General features: G+C 47.5%; 28 protein-coding genes and 1 tRNA gene. 14 read left to right on the forward strand and 15 right to left on the reverse strand.

Translation table 11 applies throughout. The features are described from left to right. Positions 1-13 precede the first annotated feature (13 nt). The 12 genes from KNP91_RS05800 to KNP91_RS05855 all read left to right on the forward strand — a co-directional run bounded on the left by KNP91_RS05800 (position 14) and on the right by KNP91_RS05855 (position 11464). Positions 14-355: a thioredoxin family protein gene (locus KNP91_RS05800; RefSeq protein WP_214764675.1), complete on the forward strand. Its 342-nt coding sequence runs from the start codon at positions 14-16 to the stop codon at positions 353-355. 29 nt (positions 356-384) lie between these two features. Further along, positions 385-1401 (forward strand): S66 family peptidase, encoded by a 1017-nt coding sequence (locus KNP91_RS05805; protein ID WP_012370583.1) that lies wholly within the window; start codon positions 385-387, stop codon positions 1399-1401. A 20-nt stretch (positions 1402-1421) separates the two neighbouring features. Further along, positions 1422-1763: a hypothetical protein gene (locus tag KNP91_RS05810; protein ID WP_114595634.1), complete on the forward strand. Its 342-nt coding sequence runs from the start codon at positions 1422-1424 to the stop codon at positions 1761-1763. Positions 1764-1785: 22 nt separating this feature from the next. Further along, positions 1786-2730, forward strand: coding sequence for an alpha/beta hydrolase (locus KNP91_RS05815; RefSeq protein ID WP_214849087.1), 945 nt, complete (start codon positions 1786-1788; stop codon positions 2728-2730). Positions 2731-2792: 62 nt separating this feature from the next. Next, positions 2793-2876 (forward strand) — tRNA-Leu (locus KNP91_RS05820). Positions 2877-3069: 193 nt separating this feature from the next. Continuing rightward, on the forward strand, positions 3070-3834 hold the full coding sequence (locus KNP91_RS05825) for a transporter substrate-binding domain-containing protein (protein ID WP_214764691.1): 765 nt from the start codon (positions 3070-3072) through the stop codon (positions 3832-3834). Between the two features lie 36 nt (positions 3835-3870). Beyond that, complete coding sequence (locus KNP91_RS05830; RefSeq protein ID WP_012370579.1) at positions 3871-4515, forward strand: amino acid ABC transporter permease; 645 nt, start codon at positions 3871-3873, stop codon at positions 4513-4515. Then, positions 4512-5240: an amino acid ABC transporter ATP-binding protein gene (locus KNP91_RS05835; RefSeq protein WP_012370578.1), complete on the forward strand. Its 729-nt coding sequence runs from the start codon at positions 4512-4514 to the stop codon at positions 5238-5240. The genes KNP91_RS05830 and KNP91_RS05835 overlap by 4 nt, the downstream gene beginning before the upstream one ends. Positions 5241-5595: 355 nt before the next feature. Further along, a complete protein-coding gene (locus KNP91_RS05840; protein ID WP_012370577.1) occupies positions 5596-8457 on the forward strand; it encodes a 2-oxoglutarate dehydrogenase E1 component in 2862 nt (953 codons plus the stop codon). A 51-nt stretch (positions 8458-8508) separates the two neighbouring features. Then, complete coding sequence (odhB, locus tag KNP91_RS05845) at positions 8509-9759, forward strand: 2-oxoglutarate dehydrogenase complex dihydrolipoyllysine-residue succinyltransferase (RefSeq protein ID WP_214849089.1); 1251 nt, start codon at positions 8509-8511, stop codon at positions 9757-9759. Between the two features lie 177 nt (positions 9760-9936). Next, complete coding sequence (locus KNP91_RS05850) at positions 9937-10827, forward strand: glycerophosphodiester phosphodiesterase (protein ID WP_012370575.1); 891 nt, start codon at positions 9937-9939, stop codon at positions 10825-10827. A 190-nt stretch (positions 10828-11017) separates the two neighbouring features. Continuing rightward, positions 11018-11464, forward strand: coding sequence for an Rrf2 family transcriptional regulator (locus KNP91_RS05855; RefSeq protein ID WP_214849093.1), 447 nt, complete (start codon positions 11018-11020; stop codon positions 11462-11464). A gap of 48 nt (positions 11465-11512) precedes the next feature. On the opposite strand, the gene mnhG is transcribed toward KNP91_RS05855, so the two are convergent. The 7 genes from mnhG to KNP91_RS05890 are packed head-to-tail and all read right to left on the reverse strand — an operon-like array spanning position 11513 to position 17305. Beyond that, on the reverse strand, positions 11513-11893 hold the full coding sequence (gene mnhG / locus KNP91_RS05860) for a monovalent cation/H(+) antiporter subunit G (protein ID WP_012370573.1): 381 nt from the start codon (positions 11891-11893) through the stop codon (positions 11513-11515). After that, complete coding sequence (locus KNP91_RS05865; RefSeq protein WP_012370572.1) at positions 11877-12161, reverse strand: Na(+)/H(+) antiporter subunit F1; 285 nt, start codon at positions 12159-12161, stop codon at positions 11877-11879. The genes mnhG and KNP91_RS05865 overlap by 17 nt, the downstream gene beginning before the upstream one ends. Beyond that, positions 12161-12637 carry a Na+/H+ antiporter subunit E gene (locus KNP91_RS05870; protein ID WP_214849096.1) on the reverse strand — a complete coding sequence of 159 codons (477 nt, stop codon included), beginning with the start codon at positions 12635-12637 and terminating at the stop codon, positions 12161-12163. The genes KNP91_RS05865 and KNP91_RS05870 overlap by 1 nt, the downstream gene beginning before the upstream one ends. A 3-nt stretch (positions 12638-12640) precedes the next feature. Then, on the reverse strand, positions 12641-14125 hold the full coding sequence (locus tag KNP91_RS05875) for a Na+/H+ antiporter subunit D (protein ID WP_214764711.1): 1485 nt from the start codon (positions 14123-14125) through the stop codon (positions 12641-12643). Further along, positions 14118-14459 carry a Na(+)/H(+) antiporter subunit C gene (locus KNP91_RS05880; protein WP_012370569.1) on the reverse strand — a complete coding sequence of 114 codons (342 nt, stop codon included), beginning with the start codon at positions 14457-14459 and terminating at the stop codon, positions 14118-14120. Before KNP91_RS05880 ends, KNP91_RS05875 begins: the two co-directional genes overlap by 8 nt. Before the next feature lie 3 nt (positions 14460-14462). Next, the gene (locus KNP91_RS05885) at positions 14463-14903 is read right to left on the reverse strand and encodes a Na(+)/H(+) antiporter subunit B (RefSeq protein WP_012370568.1); all 441 of its coding nucleotides are present in this window, start codon (positions 14901-14903) and stop codon (positions 14463-14465) included. After that, the gene (locus KNP91_RS05890) at positions 14900-17305 is read right to left on the reverse strand and encodes a Na+/H+ antiporter subunit A (protein WP_214764712.1); all 2406 of its coding nucleotides are present in this window, start codon (positions 17303-17305) and stop codon (positions 14900-14902) included. The genes KNP91_RS05885 and KNP91_RS05890 overlap by 4 nt, the downstream gene beginning before the upstream one ends. Before the next feature lie 349 nt (positions 17306-17654). Here KNP91_RS05890 and KNP91_RS05895 point away from each other — a divergent pair, with 349 nt between their 5' ends. After that, a complete protein-coding gene (locus tag KNP91_RS05895; protein WP_214849099.1) occupies positions 17655-17927 on the forward strand; it encodes a hypothetical protein in 273 nt (90 codons plus the stop codon). A gap of 45 nt (positions 17928-17972) precedes the next feature. On the opposite strand, the gene KNP91_RS05900 is transcribed toward KNP91_RS05895, so the two are convergent. Together KNP91_RS05900 and KNP91_RS05905 are read right to left on the reverse strand one after the other, a co-directional pair. Beyond that, positions 17973-18266 carry a hypothetical protein gene (locus tag KNP91_RS05900; protein WP_214764713.1) on the reverse strand — a complete coding sequence of 98 codons (294 nt, stop codon included), beginning with the start codon at positions 18264-18266 and terminating at the stop codon, positions 17973-17975. A gap of 321 nt (positions 18267-18587) precedes the next feature. Continuing rightward, on the reverse strand, positions 18588-19301 hold the full coding sequence (locus KNP91_RS05905) for a YebC/PmpR family DNA-binding transcriptional regulator (RefSeq protein WP_012370564.1): 714 nt from the start codon (positions 19299-19301) through the stop codon (positions 18588-18590). 203 nt (positions 19302-19504) lie between these two features. On the opposite strand from KNP91_RS05905, the gene KNP91_RS05910 reads away from it, so the two are divergent. Beyond that, positions 19505-21289: a glycoside hydrolase family 13 protein gene (locus KNP91_RS05910; RefSeq protein ID WP_214764714.1), complete on the forward strand. Its 1785-nt coding sequence runs from the start codon at positions 19505-19507 to the stop codon at positions 21287-21289. 68 nt (positions 21290-21357) lie between these two features. Here KNP91_RS05910 and KNP91_RS05915 read toward each other — a convergent pair whose 3' ends face one another. The 6 genes from KNP91_RS05915 to KNP91_RS05940 form a co-directional block, all read right to left on the reverse strand. Beyond that, positions 21358-22560 carry a DUF1015 domain-containing protein gene (locus KNP91_RS05915; RefSeq protein WP_214764715.1) on the reverse strand — a complete coding sequence of 401 codons (1203 nt, stop codon included), beginning with the start codon at positions 22558-22560 and terminating at the stop codon, positions 21358-21360. A gap of 12 nt (positions 22561-22572) precedes the next feature. Next, positions 22573-23730, reverse strand: a complete 1158-nt coding sequence (locus KNP91_RS05920) for a phosphoglycerate dehydrogenase (protein WP_214764716.1) — start codon at positions 23728-23730, stop codon at positions 22573-22575. After that, positions 23731-24795: a 3-phosphoserine/phosphohydroxythreonine transaminase gene (gene serC / locus KNP91_RS05925; protein ID WP_214849102.1), complete on the reverse strand. Its 1065-nt coding sequence runs from the start codon at positions 24793-24795 to the stop codon at positions 23731-23733. Positions 24796-24990: 195 nt separating this feature from the next. After that, positions 24991-25377 carry a nuclear transport factor 2 family protein gene (locus tag KNP91_RS05930; protein ID WP_214764718.1) on the reverse strand — a complete coding sequence of 129 codons (387 nt, stop codon included), beginning with the start codon at positions 25375-25377 and terminating at the stop codon, positions 24991-24993. Between the two features lie 88 nt (positions 25378-25465). Next, complete coding sequence (locus tag KNP91_RS05935; RefSeq protein ID WP_012370558.1) at positions 25466-25666, reverse strand: cold-shock protein; 201 nt, start codon at positions 25664-25666, stop codon at positions 25466-25468. A 203-nt stretch (positions 25667-25869) separates the two neighbouring features. Continuing rightward, on the reverse strand, positions 25870-25952 hold an 83-nt coding region (locus KNP91_RS05940; protein WP_214849413.1), incomplete at its 5' end, for a cold-shock protein.

Genomic DNA, 25952 nt, shown 5'->3' on the forward strand with positions numbered 1-25952 from the left:
AGGAGGACGAAACATGGCGACTTTTCAAGAGTTGACGTCCATTGAAGCCGTAAGGGATTTTTATCTCGTGCAGCGGGCGAGTTTTATTTATGTTTCTAGTCCGGGCTGCGGTGTCTGCGCTTCGTTGTTTCCGCAGATTGAGCCGATATTAGCAAGTCATCCCGAATTTCGGTCGGGACATGTCGATTTAGGAAGCGTCCCGGAAATTGCCGGAGAATTTTCCGTGTTTACTGCTCCGGCTTTGCTGTTTTTTGCGAACGGGAAAGAAATTCACCGGGAAGTACGAATCGTTCCCATTGAACCGTTTACTAAAAAAGTCGAACAGCTCAGCCGATTGGTGGCATCACTCGATTAACAATATCACATCGTCAGGAGGAAACAGACATGCGTTATCCTTATTTAGGTTGGACCGGACAAACAATCGGTGTGACGGCTCCGTCTTCCGGATTATCGGAAGAACTGCATCCGATGATTGAAGAGGCGACGAATCGATTACGGGATCGGCAAATGACTGTTCAAGTCGGACAAACCGTTTGGACACAACAGCAGGCGGCAAGTGCGCCGGTTCAAACGCGGGCGGACGAGCTGAATGCAATGCTGCAAAATCCGGAAATTGATGCAATCATTCCACCATTTGGAGGGGAACGGGCGATTGATGTGTTACCATTCCTGGATTTTGAACGAATTCCGGCAAAGTGGTTGCTCGGGTATTCGGATATCAGTACATTACTGTTTGCGATTACGCTCAAGACCGGCATTGCGACGGCGCACGGACCAAACTTCGTCGACATGCGCAGTGAAGAATGGGATGAAACGACGACAGCTTGGCGACGAGTTCTCGCGACGCCTGCCGGAGCAACCGTGACGCAGTGGACATCTGATTTGTATCAGACGAATTGGAATCATGCGGAACGGCCCGAACGTTATATGTACCACCTCGACGCGGCAACAGAGTGGAAAACAATCGATCCGGCCCAAAAACAGGTATCCGGCCGGTTGCTTGGCGGATGTCTTGAAACGATTCGTCATCTCATCGGAACACCGTACGGAGATGTGGTCACGTTTCAGACGGATCAGCTGAATGAAGAACCGATTCTTTGGTACTTTGAAGTATCGGAAGCGAGTGCCACCGACGTTCACCGTTCGCTGATGCAGATGTATCTCGCGGGGTGGTTCGAGCGGGCATCGGGCATCGTGTTCGGACGAACAGCCGGCGGGCGGACAGTTGAGGAGTATACCATCCTCGACGTGTATGAGACGTTTAATGAACTGCTGGACATTCCGGTGTTTTACGATCTCGATATCGGTCACCAACCGCCGCAAATGACACTCGTCAACGGAGCATCAGCAACTATCATGATTCAAGGAAAAGACTCTAGATTAGACATGACATTTCAGTAATCTAGAAGAGGAGGACAGATATGGCGAGTCGGAAGTTTCAATCGTTAGCAGCGTACAAGCGGGTGCACATCAATCCGGAAACACGGCGGATGACCCTGCCTGAACCGTTTTATGATGCGTTACAGGTAAAAGATGAACTGATGTTAGCACAGGTCGGTCAAGTGCTGATTATTCGGAACCCACAGGAAATCGTCACGACGGAAACGGATTTGCTGTCGGACATCGTCGAAGAAGGGTTCACGGGACAAGAATTGGTTCAGGAATTTGCTTACCGAAAGGCACAACACGAACATCGTCTGCGGCAACAAATTTTACAAGAAGAGGATGCCGAGTCCTCAGCACAACTACAAATTGATCTTTAAGAGCAGATGAGGAGTGGGAGCAATGCGAACACGAACGAAAATCGGTTTAGGTGTAATCGGTTCCGGGATGCTTGCAGCGAGTTATTACTTTTATGAAATGGCGATCGCAACCAATCCGAAACCCTTTTTATCCAATAACCGTGATTTAAGTGACGAAATGGTCCGTCTGATGCAACCGGGGCAGACGTGGATTAAAGAACAGCCGCTGGAATTGATTGAAGTCAAGGCGCATGACGGATTAATGTTACGCGGGCATTACTTGCCGCCGCTTGTACCATCGGATCGGATTGTGATTTTAGTGCATGGATACGGCGGTGTCGGAACGGATTTGGCCGGATTTGCGTATCTGTATCACCAAGCCGGTTTCCACGTCATGATGCCGGATAACCGTGGACACGGAAAAAGTGACGGGAACTATATTGGTTTCGGATGGCATGACCGGGAAGATTGTCTCCGGTGGACCGAATATCTGGTAGCTCGTCTTGGCCCAGAAAGTGCAATCTTTTTGCACGGTGTTTCGATGGGAGGAGCAACCGTTCTGATGACCAGTGGGGAACTGTTGCCGCCGCAAATCAAAGGCATCATTTCCGATTGTGCGTATACGTCGGTCAACGCCGTTCTCGCCTATCAAATGAAGCGGATGTATCGTCTGCCGCATTTCCCGTTCCTGACGATGACAAGTATCTTGACGAAATTAAAAGCGGGCTATTTTTTCAGTGAAGCCTCGGCCATTAAGCAAGTCCAGCGGGCGACGGTTCCGATTCTGTTTATTCACGGCGGAGCCGATACATTTGTTCCGACTTCAATGGTCTATGAATTGTATCAAGCCTGTCCGACGGAAAAAGAATTGGTGGTCATTCCGAATGCAGCCCACGCGATGGCTTATTTCGAGGATCCGGACACATACGATACGGTCGTGGAACGATTCGTCCGGCGGATTTTAGACGAACCGACAGAAAAAGTATAAAAAAATGCATGAAACCGTTGACACGAAAAAAACTATTTAGTATTCTAATAACATAAATAGAAGTCGTCGTGGCGGAACTGGTAGACGCGCTAGACTCAGAATCTAGTGGTGGCAACACCGTGGAGGTTCAAGTCCTCTCGGCGGCATTTTAAAGTGAAAATAGGAGTACTCTTCGTCAGAAGGGTGCTCCTATTTTTTTTATTTTGAAAAATTTTGATTCATGCTCTTAACAAGTTTGTTCGTAAAATTTGAATTTTTCTGATAAAATATGTGTTAAGGAAAAGTTTTTGAGGAAAATACATGAAAGAAGGCATTTGTCTTCAAGAGAGGAGTAACAACATGAAAAAGCATTTATCGGTATTATTTTTATTGCTCAGCTGTCTCGTGGTATTAAGCGCATGTAGTATCGGTTCACAGGACGAGGTCTCAAAAGACAAGACGTACAAGGTTGGCATCGATGTTACGTATCCGCCGTTCGAATATAAAGACGGGGACACATACAAGGGAATCGATATCGACCTCATCAAAGCGATTGCCAAAGATCAAGGATTTAAAATCAAGTTTGAAGCGATGGATTTCAGCGGAATCATTCCCGCTCTTCAAGCGAACCAACTGGATGTAGCGATTGCCGGAATGAGTATCACACCGGAACGGAAAAAGGTTGTTACGTTCTCAGACCCGTACTTTAAAGCCGGGCTGATCCTGGTCGTCAAAGAAGATGAAAACAAAATCAAATCAGTCGATGATTTGAAAGGCAAGAAAGTTGCGGTTAAAAAGGGAACAACAGGTGCAAAATATGCAACTGACAATGCAGACAAACTCGGAATCACCGTCACTCAATTCAATGACAGCCCGGCCATGTTCCAGGAAGTCAAAAACGGAAATGCTGCCGCATTGATTGAAGATTATCCGGTCATCTCCTATGCAAACAAACAGCAAAACCTTGGTCTGAAACTTGTCGGAGACCGTTTGAATGGTGATAATTACGGAATTGCCGTCCTCAAAGGTGAAAACGAAGAGTTGATGAAAAAAATCAACAAAGGACTCGCAAACCTGAAAGAAAACGGGGAGTACGACAAAATCGTCGATACGTATTTAAAATAAGCCATTTGAACGAATGACAAGGGAGTTGAGTCACTGATGGAAGTCGCAAAAACGGCGTTTCCGTTTTTTCTAGAAGGGTTACAGATCACCCTCTATATCTTTATCATCGCGGTCATCGTCGGATTTTTAATCGGCTTGATCGTCGCCTTGATGCGTTTATCACCACTTAAGATTTTAAACGGGATTGCCATCGTCTACATCGATGTCATCCGGGGAACGCCCTTTATCGTCCAATTGTTCTTCATTTATTTTGGACTCAATTCACTTGAGTGGCTGTCGATGGACCGGATGTATGCCGGGATTCTCACTGTCGCCATCAATGCCGGAGCCTATTTCGCCGAGATCATCCGGGCCGGGATTCAATCGATTGATAAAGGGCAGACAGAAGCGGCACGTTCTCTCGGTATGACGGGGCGTCAAACGATGACACAAATCGTTTTACCGCAAGCCTTCCGCCGTATGCTGCCGACGATTACGAACCAATCGATCATCAGTTTAAAAGATACGTCGTTGCTATCGATCATCGGTATCGCGGATTTGACGCAACAGGGACAAGTGCAACAAGCAACGACATTTGAACCGTTCATCGTCTGGACGGTCGTCGGTCTGATGTACTTCGTCGTCATCTATCTCCTTTCACTATTAGGGAAATTCTTGGAGCGGAGGTTTACACTGCGATGAGTATCATTGAAGTCAAACAATTAAAAAAATCATTTGGTTCGAACGAAGTCTTAAAGGATATTTCGGTCGAGATTGAAGAAAAAGAAGTCGTGTGTGTCATTGGACCTTCGGGATCGGGGAAAAGTACGTTTCTCCGTTGCTTGAACCGGCTCGAAGATATCACGGGCGGTACAGTAATCGTCGATACCCATGACATCACAGATCCGAAAGTCGATATCAATAAAGTCCGTGAAGAAGTCGGAATGGTGTTTCAACATTTCAACTTGTTTCCCCACAAGACCGTGCTTGAGAACGTCACACTTGCACCGATGAAAGTCCGGAAAACGGACAAAACGCAAGCGAAACAGCGGGCGCTCGAATTGTTGGATAAAGTCGGATTGCGGGAGAAAGCCGATAACTATCCGGGGGAACTGTCCGGCGGTCAAAAACAACGGGTTGCCATTGCCCGTGCCCTGGCCATGAATCCGAAAATCATGTTGTTCGACGAGCCGACATCCGCGCTCGACCCGGAAATGGTCGGCGATGTGCTTGCTGTCATGAAACAGTTGGCACTTGAAGGGATGACGATGATTGTCGTCACGCACGAGATGGGATTTGCGCGTGAAGTCGGGGATCGGGTTCTTTTTATGGATGGTGGTTTCATCGTCGAAGAAAACATTCCGAGTCTATTGTTTGATTCTCCACAACACGAACGGACACAATCGTTTTTAAGTAAAGTGTTATAACACAAGACATTGAGCAGGAATGGCCTTCAGGGAGGTCGTTTCTGCTCTTTTTTTGACGAATACAGCTGTTTTCCCCTAGAGAGGTTTCATTCATAAACAACACAGGGTACAGTCATAAGAAAAACTTATACATTTATGACTGAGAAATTGGGAATTCGAAACGCACTGACCTAAAAGAAGTAGTAATATAATAACTAAGGCAAACACTTTTGACATACAGGCCATCGTTAAGGGTTATGTTCGGCCTCGTTGCAAGGAACATGACGATTATCGAATTTTTATGTCATATGATTTGAAAGCGCTAACAGGTAGAGAGCTGGAAATGTACTGATTTTCAGTACAATGAGTGGAATGAATGAAACGGGGGGAACCGTACATGGCAAGCCGGGAACAGGAACAGCAAACATTTTATGGACCAAACCTTGGATACATCATTGAATTGTATGAACGCTTTTTAGAAGATGCTTCTTCTGTTGATGAAGAAACACGGGCCTATTTCGAACAAAATGGTGCTCCGGTCGCAGAATCAGTAACTCAGCAACCGATCGAAACGGGAGATTTCGAAAAGTACTTGGCAGCGAGTCGCTTAGCGGATCAAATTCGAGCGAAAGGTCACCTTGCGGCTGACATCTATCCGCTGAAAGATCATCCGCGGGAAACGGAATTGCTGGAGCTTCGTCAGTTCGGATTGACGGAAGCCGATTTACGCGGCATGCCGGTCACGCTTGTTTGTCCGGAACCGCCGGGACATCTGAAGGATGCCTATGAAGGGATCGAACATTTAAAAGCACAGTATACAGGTGCCGCAGCCGTTGAATTCCAACACGTCGATGATTTGGAAGAAAAGAAATGGTTACGCCAAAAAATTGAACAAGGTGCATTGACGGCACGTTTATCAGTCGAACAGAAAAAGCAGTTATTCAAACGGCTCGCCGAGACGGAGTTATTCGAAAAATATCTTCATAAAACGTACGTCGGACAGAAGCGGTTCTCGATTGAAGGTCTTGACGCGATGGTTCCATTGCTCGACACGATCGTTGGACATCTGATTGCCAATGGGTCGGAAACAATCAATATCGGAATGGCGCACCGGGGACGATTAAACGTCTTGGCACATGTATTAGGCAAACCGTATGAAATGATTTTCGCGGAATTCCAGCATGCACCGAACCATGATCTTGTCCCTTCCGAAGGATCAATCGGCATCACGTACGGTTGGACGGGTGATGTGAAGTATCATTTAGGGTTAAACCGAAAAATGGAACAACAGTCAAGTAACGTCCGGATGACGCTTGCCAACAATCCGTCTCACCTCGAGTTCGTCGATCCTGTTGTCGAAGGATTCACACGGGCAGCGCAAGATGACCGTTCACAAAAAGGGGCACCACGTCAGGAACAAGGGAAGGCTGCCGCTATCCTCATTCATGGAGATGCTGCTTTCCCTGGACAAGGAATTGTTGCTGAAACGTTGAACCTGACGAATTTGAAAGGTTATAACACAGGCGGAACGATTCATATCATTGCCAATAACACAATCGGCTTTACGACGGAACCGACGGATTCCCGTTCGACCCGTTATTCAAGTGACTTGGCAAAAGGGTATGAGATTCCGATTTTCCACGTCAATGCAGATGAGCCGGAAAGTTGTTTGGCAGTCGCCTTGCTTGCCAGCGAATACCGCGCGACATTCAACAAAGACGTCTTGATTGATTTGATCGGATACCGTCGTTTCGGACATAACGAGATGGACGAGCCGATGAATACGAATCCTGTCCTTTACGATTTGATCCATAAACATGACTCAGCCCGTGTCTTATATGCGAAGCAACTGGTGGAACAAAATGATGTCACGAAAGAAGATGTCACGACGATTGAAACGGACATCAATGACATGATGAAAGCGGCTCGCGAGAAAGTTCCGAATGTCGAAAAAGAATACGGCGGCATCATGCCGGATGTTGTCTTCAAAGGTGTCCCGCACATCGAGACCGGTGTCGCAGTTGAAAAATTGACGGCTTACAATGAGCAGTTGCTCGAATGGCCAAGCGGATTCAATGTCTTCCACAAACTTGAAAAAGTGTTGAAACGCCGGACCGACGCGTTGACGACTAAAAACGGCATCGACTGGGGACATGCGGAAACGTTGGCATTCGCCTCGATTCTTTCCGACGGTACACCGATTCGACTCAGTGGTCAGGATTCAGAACGGGGAACATTTGCCCAGCGGAACATCAATTTAAATGACGTGAAGACAGGCAAAGCGTTTTCACCGATGCACAGCTTGAAGTCAGCAACAGCATCATTTGCTGTCTACAACAGTCCGTTGTCGGAAGCAGGCGTTCTCGGATTCGAATACGGCTATAATGTTTTCGCACCGGAAACACTGGTGCTGTGGGAAGCCCAATACGGCGACTTTGCCAACTCGGGTCAAGTCATCTTTGACCAGTTCATTTCGGCAAGCCGTGCTAAATGGGGGCAGACGTCCGGACTTGTCATGCTGTTACCTCACGGATATGAAGGACAAGGACCGGAGCACTCGAGTGCCCGCCTGGAACGTTTTCTGACCCTGTCAGGCGAAAAGAACTGGACGGTCGCCAATGTATCGAGTGCGGCCCAGTATTTCCATCTGCTACGCCGTCAAGCTGCGATTCTTGGAAAAGAAGAAGTACGTCCGCTTGTCGTCATGACACCAAAAAGTTTACTCCGCCATCCACTGGCGACGTCCGATTTGTCGGAACTGACAGACGGTTCATTTAAACGGATTGTCGAACAGGACGGTCTCGGGCAATCACCGGAACAAGTGGAACGAATCGTCTTCTGTAGCGGAAAAGTGGCCATTGATTTGGCGGAAGCCGTTTCGAAATCAGATGATGATTTCAACTGGTTGCACATTGTCCGGATTGAAGAAATTTATCCATTCCCGGCCAAACAGTTAAATGCTTTGCTTGAACGTTATCCGAATGTCAGTGAGTTTGTCTGGGTTCAGGAAGAACCGAAAAACATGGGGGCTTGGACATACATCGAGCCGCGTCTTGAATCGGTTGCCGTTAATGGCATTACAACGGTCCGTTATATCGGCCGTCGTCGACGTTCGAGTACGGCGGAAGGTGATCCGACAGGACATAAAGTCGAACAGGCGCGGATTCTGACAGATGCCTTAACACGGACGACAGTCGATCAACCGAGCACATCAGCTACTTCCGAAACAAATGTCTAAGCTAGAATTAAGTGGGGTCAAACACGAAAAGTCTTAGGGGGACGAATTAACATGGAAATCAAAGTGCCAGAACTTGCAGAATCGATTACAGAAGGTACGGTCGCATCGTGGTTAAAACAACCCGGCGATCAGGTAGAAAAAGGGGAAGCCATCGTCGAGCTGGAGACAGATAAAGTTAACATCGAAGTCCCATCTGATGAAGCGGGCATCCTGTCCGAAGTAATGGCAGCCGAAGGGGATACAGTCCGTGTCGGAGAGACGATTGCCGTCATCACGGCAGGCGGAGAAGCGGCACAACCGGCAGCAACAACGCCGGCACCGGAGCAAAAAGAAGCACCGGTTGCACAGGAAGCGAAAAAAGAACAGCCGGCACCAGTTGCTGCGACAGAAGCGACGTCGGTTGCCGATCGTCCGATCGCATCACCGGCTGCTCGGAAAATGGCTCGTGAAAAAGGAATCGATTTAGCACAAGTCGCGACACAAGATCCACTCGGACGGATTCGTGTACAGGATGTCGCGACGTTTGAAGTCGCGCCACGTGAACAAGCAAAAGCACCGCAAGCGCCGGCACCACAAGCAGCACCGTCTGCAGCTCCGGGTAAACCGGAAGAACGGATTAAAATGTCACGTCGCCGTAAAACGATTGCCAACCGTTTAGTAGAGGTTCAACAAACGGCAGCGATGTTGACGACGTTCAACGAAATCGATATGTCGGCTGTCATGTCATTACGGAAGCGCCGCCAGGAAAAGTTCGTCAAGGACAATGAAGTTAAGCTCGGCTTCATGTCATTCTTCACGAAAGCAGCTGTTGCCGCATTGAAAAAAATGCCGTATTTGAACGCAGAAATTCAAGGGGACGAAATCGTTCTCAAGAAATTCTACGATATCGGAATCGCAGTTTCTGCTCCAGACGGCTTGGTTGTACCAGTCGTTCGTGACGCCGACAAAAAGAACTTCGGTGAAATTGAAAAAGATATCATCAATCTGGCTGTCAAAGCCCGGGACAACAAACTCGGCTTATCTGATTTGACAGGTGGGACATTTACGATCACAAACGGCGGAACGTTTGGATCATTGATGTCGACACCAATCCTGAACGGACCGCAAGTCGCGATTCTCGGGATGCATGCGATTAACCTGCGTCCGGTCGCCATCGACGCCGAGCGGATGGAAAATCGTCCAATGATGTACGTTGCACTTTCCTATGACCACCGAATCGTTGACGGGAAAGAAGCCGTCACGTTCCTGAAGCACATCAAAGACTTGCTTGAAGATCCGGAGTCATTGATTTTTGAAGCTTGATTCAATCATTTTTACTCCCTGTTTCCGTCGCGGAAGCAGGGAGTTTTTATGCATCTGTTCAAGTGGATGTGACAACTTTGTCACGGAATCTATACGGAAGATTACATGGAGTTCATAAATCCTTCATCAACAGCCTATAAGATACATCTGTACGTTACTTCGAAGGGGGAACTAGAAATGTTGAAACAAATCGGTGTCACGGTAGTCGCAGGAATGATCGTCGCAAGCGGTACAACGAGTATTGAAGCAGCGGGGAAAGCGAAAGGGTTGCTTGATCCAAATCGAGTTGTCAACATCGCTCACCGCGGAGCATCCGGTTATGCACCGGAACATACGATGCTTGCCTACGATATGAGCCATAAAAAGTTTAAAGCGGATTATATTGAAATTGATTTACAAATGACGAAGGACGGTCAACTGATTGCGATGCACGACGAGACGGTTGACCGGACGACGAATGGTACCGGAGCCGTCAAGGATAAAACGCTTGCGCAAATCAAGCGTCTCGATGCGGGCAGCTGGTTTAACGAAACCTATCCGGCATATGCCAACGCGAAGTACAAAGGACTGAAAGTACCGACATTAAATGAAATTTTCGACCGGTACGGCAAACAGGCAAACTACTATATCGAAACGAAATCTCCGGAAGTTTACCCGGGGATGGAGAAAAAACTGTTGGATACGTTACGACGTCACGGATTATCGAGCAACCGGATTAAACCGGGACAAGTCATGATTCAATCGTTCAGCCGGGACAGTTTACTGAAGGTCAAGCAGTTAGATCCGAAACTTCCGCTCGTTCAACTTCTTGAGGCACCGCAAATGACGGATGTTACGAACCAGGAATTAAAGACGATTAAATCGTATGCTGTCGGTGTCGGACCATCATTTAAATCGTTGACACGACAAAATACGAAACAAATCCGGAATGCTGGATTGTTGCTTCATCCGTATACAGTCAATGAAAAAGTAGATATGCAACGGATGCTCGATTACGGTGTGACCGGCGTCTTTACGAACTTCGCCGACCGGTTCAATGAAGTTCTGAAACATACAAAAAAGAAATGATTCCTTAAAAAGTCAGTTTCCGGATCCGGAAACTGACTTTTTTTGTTCGGATGGCATCCAAATCTCTTTCCGTTACGTATACTGTTAAAAGCACATCCTTTATTTTCGATTAGGATCGAACATGATACGATGAAACAGCAGTGTGAAGTGGGATTTAAATGGGTTCCATGAACAGAAAGAGAGGAAAAACATGCGAATCACTCAATATACAGACTATGGACTTCGCGTCCTGATTTATTTAGGTCTTCACCGAGATGAAGTAACACCGATGCCGGCGATTGCCAATCACTACGGTATTTCTTCCAATCACTTGATGAAAGTGACACAACAATTGACGAAACTCGGATACGTGGAGTCGACACGCGGGCGGACCGGGGGACTTCGGCTGATCCGTGATCCGAAAGAAATCAATATCGGAAAAGTCGTTCGCGAGATGGAGCCGATGGATATCGTCGAATGTTTTGCGGCAGATGGTCATTGTGTCATTGAACCCCAGTGTCAGCTCAAAGGGATTCTTGCCCGTGCCTTGCGTGCTTTCATTCGGGAACTGGAACAACATACATTAGCCGAATTACTCAAAAATCCATATGAACTGAATTTGTTATTCGCAAAAACGGATGCGAACCCTTCACGTTAAGTGAACGGTCGCATCCGTTTTTTGTGCTCGTAGAGAAAAAGAACTGGCTCATTTTAATTTAGGAGCAGGTCGTTTTTTAGGGGTGACATGCTCCGGATTTTTGGCAAGGTCATCCTGAACCGAACCTTTCCAAAGCGGAACATCACTGTAATAGGCGGCACGGGCAATTAAATGTCCGCCAATCGGTGCTGTGATTAAGACAAACAGGATGCCGAGTACGACTCGGGACGAGAAAAATCCGTCTTCAGCGACGAAATAGATGATGACGCTGATAAGAATACTCATGACGCCGAGTGTTGCACTCTTGGAGGCGGCATGCGCACGTGTATAGAGGTCAGGTAACCGGATAAGGCCAAGTGCCGTCACGAGGCTAAAAAATGCTCCGATCAATGCAAAGGCAGCTACAAAAAAATCACTGATTGCGGTCACGTTCGATGATCTCTCCTTTCTCGATGAATTTCGAGAAGGCGACCGTCCCGATAAAGGCTAAAATCCCGATCAACAAAATGACTTCGAGGTAGTTACTCGTCCGAAGAATAATTGAGACGAGACCGACGACGGAAATCAGGCTGATTCCGATCGAGTCAAGGGCGATGACCCGGTCGGCTACGGACGGTCCTTTAATGACCCGGTAAAATAAACCGAGCATGGATAGGAAGACGCCTCCTAAGGCAATGAATAAAATCGTCTCTAACATCAGCGGCTCACCTCCAGGATGGATTTCTCAAAACTGTTTCGGATCGAGGCCACTGCATCATCCGCTTCCGGCATGTGCAGAGCATGGATGTACAATGTCTTGTTATCGTCCGAGATATCGACGACCAACGTTCCGGGGGTCAACGTAATCAACAGTGACAGCAATGTAATCTGCCAATTGTGTTCGAGTTCTGTCTCATAGGCGAAAATCCCCGGTTTAATGTCGAGGCGTGGCTTTAAAATGATGGACAACACTTCCAAATTCGCGACGACCAGTTCATACAAAAACCGAATGAACAATCGGATCAAGGCGATGAACGGTCCAATATAAAACCGGGTGCTGAACCCTCGCCGCATCGCGAACATCGCAATCAAACCGAGTAAGTAGCCGATGATGAACGATGAGGCGGAGAAGGAGTTAGCAAGAAACATCCAGAGGAATGCAAGCAAGATATTGAGTAATAACTGAAACGGCATAGGTTAATCCTCCTTCAGTACAGCTTGGATATAGAGTGTCGGATCAACTAGCGGATCGACAGCTTGCGAGATGAGCGGACGGACGGCTTCCGTTCCGATTCCATATAAAACGGTCATTGCGACTAAAGCGAGTGCAGGAGCCAGCAACTGTTTGGTCAGATGGCGTTTTGGACCGCTGTAAGTTTTCGGTGTCCCCCAGAAGCCGCGGATGAAAATCTGCATCACGGAATAAAGCACAAGCAGACTCGAAATCAAGACGACGAACGGACCAACGAGATCGCCGGCTTCAAAACCACCGCGGACGATCAACAGTTTCCCGATGAATCCGCTGAGCGGTGGAATGCCGGCAAGTGATAATGCCGCAATGAAATACGTCCAGCCAAGCAACGGATAGTCCTTGATCATACCACCCATATCTTTTAAGCGGCTGGATCCGGCAATACCAATCATCACACCAATCAACAGGAATAACGCAGCTTTGATCAGCATGTCGTGAATCAGGTAGAAGACGGCACCTTCAAGCGACTGCCGGGTCATGACAGAGACGCCGTACAAGATGACACCCACCGCAACGATGATGTTGTAAATCAGAATCTGTTTCACATCACGTGTCGCAAGTGCCCCGATGACACCGATGACGATCGTTGCGAGCGCCAGCCAACCGAGCAGTTGATGCGTGAACTGTTGCTGGTGTGAGAAGAACAGACTGTATGTCCGTAAGATACCGTAGACACCAACTTTTGTCAGCAAGGCACCAAACAGGGCAAGAACAGGTGTCGGCGGCACTTGATACGAACCGGGAAGCCAAAAGTACAACGGGAAGATGGCGCCCTTTAAGCCAAAGACAATTAAAAACAGAACCGCGATGACGCTTAGGATACCGGGTTGATTGATTTCAGTGATCTTTTGTGAAATATCAGCCATGCTGAGTGAACCGATGACCCCGTATAAAAAGGCGACGGTCATGACGAACAAGGCGGACGAAATGACGTTAATCAACAAATACTTCAACGACTCCCGAAGTTGAGCCGGCTTGCCGCCGAGAACAATCAGGACGTAAGACGAGATCAGAAATACTTCGAAAAAGACGAACATGTTGAAAATATCACCTGTCGTGAAGGCACCGTTGACACCGAGCAATAAAAATTGGACGGCGATGTAATAATAAAACCGTTGGTGCAAGTCGGACAAATAATACATTGAATACCAGATGACAAAAAAGACGAGCAGACTGGTCGTTAAGACAAGCAGGGCGGACAACATGTCCGACACGAGCGTAATACCAAACGGAGCCGGCCAGCTGCCGAGTGTCACGGTCAGAATGCCGTCTTTTCGGACACTGTACACGAGATAGATTGTTGCAACGATCGTCAAGAAAGTCGAAACAAGCGACACCGATCGTTGCAGGCGGAGTCGGTTTGGAAACAGCATCAAGATGACTCCGGTAATCAGCGGAATTAACAGCGGTAGTAATGGTAAATTAATCATGCGTATCGGTTCCTTTCATTTCCTCCAGATTATCTGTTCCCAGTTCCTGATAAGCCCGATAAGCAAGTACAAGGAAAAATGCAGTCACACCAAAGCTGATGACGATCGCTGTCAAGACTAAGGCTTGTGGCAGCGGATCCGTATACTGGGTGATGCCGTCCTTGATGACAGGAGCGGCACCGGTCTTCAGACCACCCATCGTCATGACGAGCAGATGAGCAGCATGACTGAGTAAACCGGTTCCGATGATGATTCGTAAGACACTTTTTGAAAGAATGAGATAGACGGCACACATCGTCAAGATGCCTGCTGCAATCGCCATGATGATTTCCATGCGTTAATCACTCTCCCCAATCGTTTGAATAATTGTCATTGTCACACCAACGACCACAAGATAAACACCTAAATCGAATAACATCGCTGTATGCAAAGATGTTTTTCCAAACAGCGGTAAATTGAAGTAACCGTGGGCATGTGTGAAAAACGGTTTGTTGAACAGCAGGGCACCAGACGCTGTCAGCACGGAAATCAACATGCCGACTGCCGTCATCTGTTTGTAATCAATCGGAAGAATCTGCCGAAGTGTCTTGATGTCAAAAGCCAATAGGACGAGAACCAGTGCCGATGCGGTCACAAGACCGCCGATAAATCCGCCGCCCGGTGTGTAGTGACCGGCGAAAAACAGGTAGACAGCAAACAAAAAGATGATAAAGGTGATGAATGTCGTCGAAGATTCCAATATGACGTCATTCGTATGCTTTTTGATTGGATTTTTCATTTGTCGATTCCTCCTGTCTTTCGGAAATTAATCATCGCGTAAATTCCGAGCCCGGCAATCGCAAGCACACTGATTTCAAACAACGTATCAAAACCACGGAAGTCGACGAGAATGACATTGACCATGTTTCCGCCGGCAGCAAGGTCCGCCACGTTGTCGATGTAATACTGGGCAATCGAAGCAAATGACCGTTGGCTGAGCGAAGCGAGCGCAACCAGTGTGACACTTAGGCCGACTAGTGCGGAAATCGCCGCGTTTCCGAGTTTAAATTTAATCCGTTCCTCTTTCCGGCTGATTTCCGGCATGTGATAAAACACAAGCAGGAACAAAGCGACGGAGACGGTCTCGATGACGAGCTGGGTCAACGCCAAGTCAGGTGCCCGGAATAAGACGAAGAACAGAGCGACCGTATAACCGACGACACCGAGTAGGATGATCGATGTCAAACGCGACCGGGCAAAGGTAATTGATAAGGCACTTCCGACAAGGACAAGGACCAAGACGACTTCATAGGCATGAACCGTACTGAGCGGGTTCACATCAAACCGGAAGGCATCGAGGAAATAAAGACTCGATAATACCAGAATGACGATAAAACCAAAGATATACACGAGGTATGAACGCATATAGCCGGTCATGACCGTATCATGGATAGCAGTCGAGGTCCGTTCACCACGGCGCAACAGGGCATCATATTGGTGATTAAGTGAAACCTGTTTCGGCATCCGGTGGTACAAAGACCGCCATTTCGGCAAGGTCAGGAATAAAATGGTTCCGGCTGAGATGATCAGGACAGTTAAGAACAATTCCAGATTAAATCCGTGCCAGAGTTTGATCTCGACCGGAATTGTCCCGCCATTTGCGATGACTTTCGGTAAAATCGCTTCCGCCGCCGGACGAATCAAGGTGTTTGACAGTATGTTCGGGAACAGACCAATCAAAACGACCAAGGAAACAAGGAAGAGTGGCGGAATCAACATGCCAATCGGTGCTTCATGCGGTTTTTTTGGAAGTTGATCCAATTGTTTTGGTCCAAGGAACGTCCGATAAACAATCAGGATGCTGTAGACAAACGTAAAGATACTGCCGATGACAGCAAAGAACGGGAACAACAGACCGAATGTATCGAGATGAAATAAGCCGGACTCTGATACTTGAAGGACACCGGTCAAAAACATTTCCTTACTTAAGAAGCCGTTGAATGGCGGTACACCCGCCATCGATAACGTACCGATCGTCGCAATTGTGAACGTCACCGGCATCAGTTGTGATAAACCGCCGAGTTTCCGAATATCCCGTGTGCCGGTCTCATGATCGACGATTCCTGCCATCATGAACAGACTTCCTTTGAAGGTGGCATGGTTAATCAAGTGGAAGACGGCAGCGACGGTCGCAACCGTATAGAGGCTGTCCGGTATGATGTCGACCTGCAATGCAGCTGCTCCAAGTCCGAGCAATGACATGATCAGACCGAGTTGTGAAATCGTTGAATAGGCTAAAATCGCTTTTAAATCAACCTGTTTGACGGCGTTCAATGATCCCCAGAAGAGTGTGAACATTCCGACAGACGACACCAGGTAAAACCAGAGCGGTGTTTCCGCAAAGATCGGACTCATCCGGGCTACTAGGTAGAGACCGGCCTTGACCATCGTGGCCGAGTGCAGATAGGCACTGACGGGGGTCGGCGCTTCCATCGCATCCGGTAACCAGATATGAAACGGAAACTGAGCAGATTTCGTAAAAGCCGCCAGTAAAAACAGAACAAGCGACACGGTGAAGAGCGGATCACCGGAATAGCTTCCGACCGTCGCAAGTGATTCGCGGATGCTGAATGATCCGGACAGGAGTGACAGCAGGGAAATCCCGCCAAGCATCGACAAACCACCGAAAACGGTGATGAGCATCGACTTTTGGGCGCCGTAACGGGAGCGTTCCCGTTCGTACCAATAACCGATTAAGAGGAAGGACGAAATCGATGTTAATTCCCAGAACAGATACATGACGATCATATTGTCGGACAAGACGATTCCGAGCATCGCCGTCATGAACAGGAGCAGGTACACATAAAAATTATGAAGAGCTTCTTTTTTGGCATCGAGATAATAGATGGAATACAGCACGACGAGCGAACCGATTCCGGTAATCAATAACGCGAACAGTAAACCAAGACCGTCGACGTAAGCCACGAAATTGATATCGAGCGAAGGAATCCATTTCATCGTCGCAACGACTGTTTTTCCGGCCATCGTCTGGCTGAGAAATTGACTGAAGTAAGCGACGAGCGTCAGTGGAACAAGCAGGACGAACCAGCCTGTGTGCACCGAACGAATTTTTTTATACAGCAATGGAATGAAGAGACTGACGAGTAGCGGCAACAAGATTGCCAAATGAAGCAATGACACATGATTCCCTCCTTTTCATATCGTTCATTTCATCGAAAAAATGAAAGAAGGACGCAGTACGCAAGCGAGCAGTCGTGCTTGTGACGAGTCCTTTTTATCCAATCATTCGATTCTCATGAAGCATCTGTTAAAAGTATAACGTAGATTTCGGCTCTCTGCATGACCCGAACCTTCTTGAGGTAGTGCAGGAAAGCGGTTTTTGAATAAATTATTAAATATGTAGGAACACGGCAGAAAAACAGGAAAAAAAGTTCGAAAAATTTTTTGAAGACGGCGGAAATTTGATTACAATAGTCTTTTTCAGGGAAAACCAATAAAGTCTAAAAATTCAGCGAACAGAGGTGCCGTCATGAAAAAGTCATTTAAACAAGGTTTGGTTATTGGTGGACTCGCAGCCTTATCTGCGTTAGCCATCAAACGTTATAAGCAAGCAGGGAATTCGTCGCAAGGATTCAGTGATCCGACTGAACTCGACCGTCAGCAAAGCGTCGACGCAAAGAAAGATGAAACGGAAGTCGGATTAACACAACTCGATTCCATTCATCGTGCGGATTGGCAAGCCAATGGGTTTCCGCAAACACATGCTGAACTGGAACGCCTCGAAAAAGAAGAAAACCAGTAAAAAAAACACGCTCTCCAATTGGGGAGCGTGTTGTCATATAAAGAATTAAGCACTTGTCGAAACGAGCGCTTGAATCCGCTCGCTGTGTGCAGCATAGGAAGAGAGATGTTCGAATTGATGTAAAGTCAGTGTCGTCATCCGACTGTGACCGGTACTCGATTCAAGGAACAGATACGCTTCATTTTGATCTTGACCACCGCCGTCAAAACGAATTTTGGCCGTGATCGTTCGTCCGTCATTTGCTTGCATATAGATATCATAACCGCCGAAATCAACCCGGTTGAAGCGATTGGCTTCACTTACGATTCGTTTAAAAGTTTCAATCAATGAATAAGACATACCATTTCCTCCTTATGTGAAAAGCACGTGACTTAAAAAACCATCACCTATCAGTATCGAGTATGTCTTTTCCCATTATATTCAAAAATTAAACCTTTAAAAAGAATCTTTTTTTAGGTTGATATGAAACGCGTTTCATACTTTATCATTAATCCTGACAGCGCGTGACCATCCGGACGATGGGCGTCAGCTGAGTCAGGAAACGGAACTGTTCATCTATACGGACGAACGGAAGTTACACAAAAAGGAATCGGATGTGCATCCGATTCCTTTTTGTGTATAAAAGCCGGTATGAGAACCGGCTGATGGATGAATCGACGATCAAAGTTCGACGTTGTGATAGACCTGTTGGACGTCTTCGAGGTCTTCGAGCGCATCAATCATTTTTTCGAACTGTTGGACGTCTTCGTCAGATAACGTCACTTCGTTTTGCGCAAGCATGACGAGTTCAGCAACTGAGAAGTCAGTGATTCCTGCCTCTTTTAATGTCTCTTGAACCGCATGGAACTGTTCCGGCTCGGCATAGATGATGACCGATTCCTCTTCTTCCAAGATGTCACGGACATCGATATCCGCTTCCATCATCAGCTCTAAAATATCGTCTGCCGTCTTGCCTTCAAACGCAAAGATGGCTGTCGCATCAAACATGTAAGCGACTGATCCGCTGACCCCCATGTTCCCGCCGTTCTTACCAAAAGCAGCCCGGACGTCAGATGCTGTCCGGTTGACGTTGTTCGTCAGTGTCTCGACGATGACCATGGAACCGCTTGGTCCAAATCCTTCATACCGCAAGACGTCAAAGTTTTCTTCCGCGCCGCCTTTTGCTTTTTCGATGGCGCGATCAACGATGGCGCGAGGGACACTATACGTCTTCGCACGCTCGAGAACCACTTTTAATGCCTGATTGGATTCCGGATCCGGCTCACCTTGTTTAGCGGCCACATAAATCTCCCGGCCGAACTTCGCATAGACGCGACTAGTGTTTTTGTCTTTCGACGCCTTTTTTTCTTTAATGTTATTCCATTTACGACCCATCAGAATCCACTCGCTTTCACATGACTTCGAATTAGTTAGGAACTGCTTGGTTCCTTCTGCTTCATCAGTATACCGCATAAGTTGTTGATTGCTAAACTGAAAAGATAGCAAATCAGCTGTTTTTTCGCGATTGACGTTTACATACAGTCTGAAATCGGGAAGTAAAAGAAGATGAAATGAAGAGGATGAAAGGGGAGGGACTTATGAATAAAGCAGCTGTGTTTCACCGGGCCCTGTCTCCGTATGTCTATACATACGATCAAGAAACGGTTCATATCCGCTTGATGTCGGCCAAAGGGGACGTGGACCGTGTTGAATTGATCCAGGGGGATCCTTATGAATGGGATGCAGAAAAAGAGGAAGATCGGGACTGGAATTTTGATCCGGATAAAGAAAAATTTTGGAAAACGGAGACGGCAGAAATGACGTTTGCCGGATCGGATGCGACACATGATTTTTGGTTTGTTGCCATCCGTCCGAAAAAGAAGCGGGTCCGCTACGGCTTTAACGTTCATGCGAACGGTGAATCCGCCGTCTATACAGAACGCGGCTGGTACGATGAAGTACCGCTCGATCATCCGGGCTACTACTTTGCCGTCCCATATATGAATGCGGTCGATGTATTTAATGCGCCGTCATGGGTCAAAGACACCGTCTGGTATCAAATCTTTCCGGATCGGTTCGCGAACGGAGATTTGACGAATGATCGTCCGGATACCATCGCGTGGGGTGCCGAGGCACCTGCGTTTGACAATCATTTCGGAGGCGATTTCCAAGGGGTGATTGATCATATCGATTACTTAAAAGACCTGGGGATTACCGGAATTTATTTTTGTCCGGTCTTCGTCGCACCGTCGAATCATAAATATGATACGTTAGATTATTTACGTCTCGATCCGGCCTTTGGGACAGAAGAGACGTTCCGGGAAATGATTCAGTTGCTCCACCAAAATGGGATTCGGATTTTACTGGACGCTGTCTTTAATCACGTCAGCGTGGATCATCCGGCCTTCCAAGACGTCATTGCGCATGGCAAAGAGTCGCAGTATGCGAATTGGTTTATGATGGACTCGTTCCCGGTCCAATCGACACCGGTGCCGAATTATGAAGTATTTGCCTTCGAAGGAAATATGCCGAAACTTAATACGGCGCACCCTGATGTAAAAGAGTACTTGTTAAAAGTCGGGCGTTACTGGGTGGAAGAATTCGACGTCGACGGATGGCGACTGGATGTCGCGAGTGAAGTGGATCATGCTTTTTGGCGTGAGTTCCGGCGTGAAGTCCGGGCAGCGAATCCGGAAGCCTATATCGTCGGCGAGTGTTGGACAGATTCGCAACCGTGGTTACTTGGCGATCAGTTCGATGCGGTCATGAACTACGGATTGACGGAAGCTTTCTTAACATTTTTTGCGACGAACGAAAGTACGGCGTCTGAGTTCAGTCATGCAATCGTTCGGAATCTGAACAGCAATACGATGAACGTCAACGAAGTGATGTTCAATCTGGTGGATTCGCATGATACACCTCGTGCCTTGACGCGGGCGAATGGGGACCGTGACCGGATGAAACTGTTGATGCTGTCCCTGCTGACGTTCACGGGAAGTCCGGTCATTTATTACGGAGATGAAATCGGTATGACAGGCGGTCAGGATCCGGATAACCGGAAGTGTATGGTCTGGGATCCGGCGGAACAGGACAGGGATCTCTTGGCGTATATCACAAAGTTGGTTGATTTACGGAAATCGCACCCCGGTCTCGCCAACGCGAGCGGCTATCAATTCGAACAAATGGATGATGAGACGGCGAGTTTCCTCGTTCGTCGTCAGTCTGATGAAGCGACCTATTTGATTGGATTTAACAATGGTTCAGAAGAAATCCGCTTCGAATTGTGCGAAGCAGCGGTTGATTTAATGGACGGACAACGGTACTTGGGAACCGTCACAGTACGTCCGCTGTCCGGAAAAATTCTCCGGGTGGAAACAACATAACCAAATCAAAAACATCCGTTCAGGAAAAATTAATTTCTTGAACGGATGTTTTTGTTATTTGGAAAAAATCAGAAAAACGGGTGAATCAGCAAACCGCTTCTTAGTTTAGGTTCAAACCACGTCGATTTCGGCGGCATGACTTCACCTGCGTCAGCGACCGCCATCAGTTCGTTTAAGCTCGTCGGATGAAGGTGGAATGCGACGGCCATCGTTCCCTGATCGACCAGTTGCTCGAGTCCGTCATATCCGCGGACGCCGCCGACGAACTGAATCCGTGCATCTGTTCGAGGGTCTTCAATTCCGAGGAATGGCGTCAATAATTCGTCCTGCAGAATTGCGACATCGAGATCTTCCTTGACGGACCCACGATTTTTCTCGTAATCCAATGTATACCATTTTTGTTTGACATACATTTCGAAACGGTGTTTTTTGGTTTCCGTCGCACGTCCTTCGGTCACGTTGAACCGGCTACTGATTCTTTCGAGCAAGTCATCAACCGACTGACCGTATAAATCTTCGACGACACGATGATAGCCTTGAATGTTCAATTGATCACTTGAAAAGGAAACGGCGAGAAACAAACCGGCATCTTCATGAGGATTCAGCCGGGCAACTTGTGAAGCGGCTTCAGCCCGGTGATGACCGTCAGCAATATACAGGTGATCGTGACGGGCAAACTGGCTGCCGATCGTCATCATCGCATCGCGGTCCGTAATTTTATAGATGGTATGCTCAATCCCGTCTTCAGCGGTGAAGTGATAAAGCGGGGATTGATTCGTCTGTTCCGAGACGATGCGATTCAGTTCCTCATCCGGATGATGGGCCAGTAAAATCGGGCCGGTATGGGCAGCGAGCGACTGAACGTGACGGACGCGGTCCCGTTCTTTATCCGGTCGCGTGAATTCGTGTTTCCGAATGATACCTTGGTCATAGTCCGCGACAGAGACACAACCGACAAAGCCGGTCTGCGTATGCGTCCCGTCGGTCAGGCGATAGAGATAATAACTTTCGACGTCATCGGTCAGGAGAATTCCGCGTTCAATCGCTTCCTTGAAATGAAGGGCTGCTTGTTGATATACACGCGAATCATGATCATCAATCAAGTCCGGTAACGTCACTTCGGCCTTGTCGATTCGTAAAAAAGACAATGGACGACGGCGGACTTCCAACCGTCCCTCCGCCCGATTGAAGACATCGTACGGGAGAGACGAGAACGCTTCTGCATATTTCGGATCAGGTCGCAAGGCATGGAAAGGTTCAAACGTAGGCATAGTCATCGCTCCTTAAAGTAGTCTTGTTTTCAGTACACCGGGGATGGCGTTTAATTGTTCCAGTGAAATCGTTTCATCCAGATGGTTATCGATATCGATGATCGTATAGGCGATGCCATCCTTACTGCCGTTGATCATATTGGCGATATTGATTTGTTCGGTCGCAAGGACAGAGGCGATTTGACCGACCATGTTCGGAATATTTTGATGGGCAATCGTCAGGCGACGTTTACCGGCATACGGCAATTCGACGGACGGGAAGTTCACCGCATTCCGGATGTTGCCGGTCTCAAGGAACAGCTTCAATTGATCGACAGCCATGATGGCACAATTTTCTTCTGCTTCCGCCGTTGAGGCGCCGATATGCGGCAACGGAATGACACGGGGAAGAGAAAGAATAAAGGCATTCGGAAAATCAGTCACATAGTTAGACAACCGGCCTGATTTCAACACCGTTGCCAAAGCCTGTTCTTCAATTAATTCACCACGGGAAAAATTGAGTAATGTTGCCCCTTGTTTGACTTTTCCGAGTAACCGTTCATCGAGCAGATGTTGGGTGGAATCAATCAACGGCAAGTGGAGTGTAATGTAATCACTTGTCGCAAGCAATTCTTCAAGATTGGTAACGCGGTGAACCTGATTTGAGACACGCCATGCGGATTCGACGGACATATGTGGATCGTAGCCGGAAACCGTCATCCCGAGTTCGTGCAGTGTATTCGCTAAACTCGCTCCAATCGCACCGAGTCCGACGATGCCGATTCGTTTTCCGAGTAACTCCGTACCAGCAAATTGTTTTTTGTTCGCTTCAATCCGTTCCGGGATGTCCGGTCCACGCAGGTTGTTGGTCCATAAGATGCTTGGGATTAATTTCCGGGCAGTCAGGAACAAGCTTGCGATGACCAGTTCTTTCACGGCGTTGGCATTTGCGCCAGGGGTCGAGAAAACCGGAATTCCCCGATTCGCCAATTGGTCGAGCGGGATGTTGTTGACACCGACACCGGCGCGGGCGACCGCTTTTAAGGAAGGCGGGAACTTCATGCCGTGTAAATCTTTGCTGCGGACGAGAAAAGCGTCAGCGGCTTCGATGTCTTGTTTGACGACATAGTGGTCGGTGAAGCGTTTTAAACCTTTTTCCGACACGTCATTCCATAGTTGTACATGATGCATTTACCGTTCCCCCTGTTCAAATCGTTCTAATATGGCAATCAGGGCATCGACGCCCGCCGTCGGCATTGCGTTATAAAGACTGGCACGCATTCCTCCGACAGAACGATGTCCTTTTAAATTCACGAGCTGATGACGTTCTGCAAATTGCAGGAATTGTTCATCTAACTCCGTTTGACCGGTTGTAAAAGGAATATTCATTCGGCTTCGATCCTGTACAGCAACAGGATTTGAGAATAAGGCAGATTGGTCCAAGTAAGCATACAGGGAAGCGGCCTGCTTGCGGTTACGCTCGACGATTGTGTCGAATCCCTGTTCTTTGATCCATTCGAGGACCAGTTTCGTCAAATAGATGCTGTATGTGGGTGGTGTATTGTATAAAGAATGATGAGCAGCATGCGTGTCGTACCGTAAATAGGATCCTAAACGGTCCGGTGTTCGTTGTAACAGATCCTCCTTTATGATGACAAGCGTCATCCCGGCCGATCCCAGATTTTTTTGAGCCCCGGCATATATTACGTCAAACTGACTGACATCGATCGGTTCCGACAAGATGGAGGAGGAGAAATCTGCCACTAACGGGACATCGACTGTTGGAACCGAAGTAAACGTCGTTCCTTCGAGTGTATTATTCCAGGTGATATGCAGATAATCGGCGTCAGAACGGATTGTATCGGTCGGGATCGAACGATAGCGGTCCGCTTTTGAGGAGGCGACGATATTGGTCTGAACAAAAGCCTCGGCATCCTGCATCGCTTTTTGAGACCAACTTCCGGTATCGATAAAGTCGACGCGCTGACGGACGGTCGCTAAATTAAGCGGTAACATGGAAAATTGAAGGGTTGCACCGCCCTGTAAAAACAAGACACGGTAATGATCTGGAATTTGGAGAAGCTCCCGAAGCAGAGACTCTGTCTCCTGAATGATATGTTCAAATAAGCCGGAACGGTGACTCAATTCCAAAACGGATTGTCCAGACCCTTGATAATTCAGAAGCTCGGATTGAGCTTTAAGTAAGACCGGTACCGGTAGGACTGCCGGACCGGCTGAAAAGTTAAATACAGTCATCGCATTCCGCCTCCAATAATTTTCAGAAAATATTCACAACTAAAGTGTAACGGAATGAAAACAGTTTATCAAACTTCATTTCGAGTATAAGATGAAGTTTCCGAAAGGGGAGGACGAATCAATCCGTGCATCAAAAAAACCAGTCCTCCTGTGGAGTGACTGGTCCTATCGGGAAATCCGGACAGCATATTGTTCTTAAGAAGGGTCAAGAGGCGTTAGCTGGTGAAAATGCCATTTCCATCCTTCGTTTGTCCAGTGATAAAGTGAAGCACTTCGGAAGCGGCCGACGTACATGCTGCGACCGTATGAAAAATGATCTTCGACGATTTCCTGGACGAGAGCCGTCGTCTCGAAGACTTCGACAACCATCGACTCACTGACTTGATTACTCCATTGGATTTGGTCCGAATCGACATAATGATCGAGATACGTCTCAGCATCAAACTGCCGTCCCTGACCGTCAATGAATGAGAAATCACTTGAAAGCAGCTGGTGCATCGCTTCTCGGTTTCCTTCCATCAAGTAAGCATGGCGCTCGCTCAAGAGTGTTTGCAGTTGAAGGTGTTTAGCTGATGGTTCCATGAATATCATCCTTTCGGTCTTAGAATGAACAGTCCGTTCAAAGAAAAATCAAACAAAAAAGACCCTGCAACAGCAGAGTCTTGGAAAATTAAAGTTTAGTAACGTTAGTTGCTTGTGGTCCGCGTTGGCCTTCTTCAACTTCAAACGAAACTTCTTGACCTTCGTCAAGTGATTTGAAACCGTCTGTTTGAATAGCTGAGAAGTGAACGAAAACGTCGTCGCCGTTTTCACGTTCGATGAAGCCAAAACCTTTTTCTGCGTTAAACCATTTTACTGTACCTTGTTCCATGTGTGTTGCCTCCTGCGTATGACTGAGTCATACTGATTATTACTACCGTGATCAATTTCATCGAGTCAAAAGTGTAACCTTTGTATCTCCACCGAACAACAATAATTACTTAATAATATACCATGTCCAGTTTGAAAAAGATAGGGGAGATTGAAAAAGAATTAAAAAAAGAGGAAACGCAGCTGCGCTTCCTCTCAGGAAAATTAAAGTTTAGTAACGTTAGTTGCTTGTGGTCCGCGTTGGCCTTCTTCAACTTCAAACGAAACTTCTTGACCTTCGTCAAGTG

Source organism: Exiguobacterium sp. s138, from assembly GCF_018618775.1.
Lineage (GTDB): Bacteria > Bacillota > Bacilli > Exiguobacteriales > Exiguobacteriaceae > Exiguobacterium_A > Exiguobacterium_A artemiae.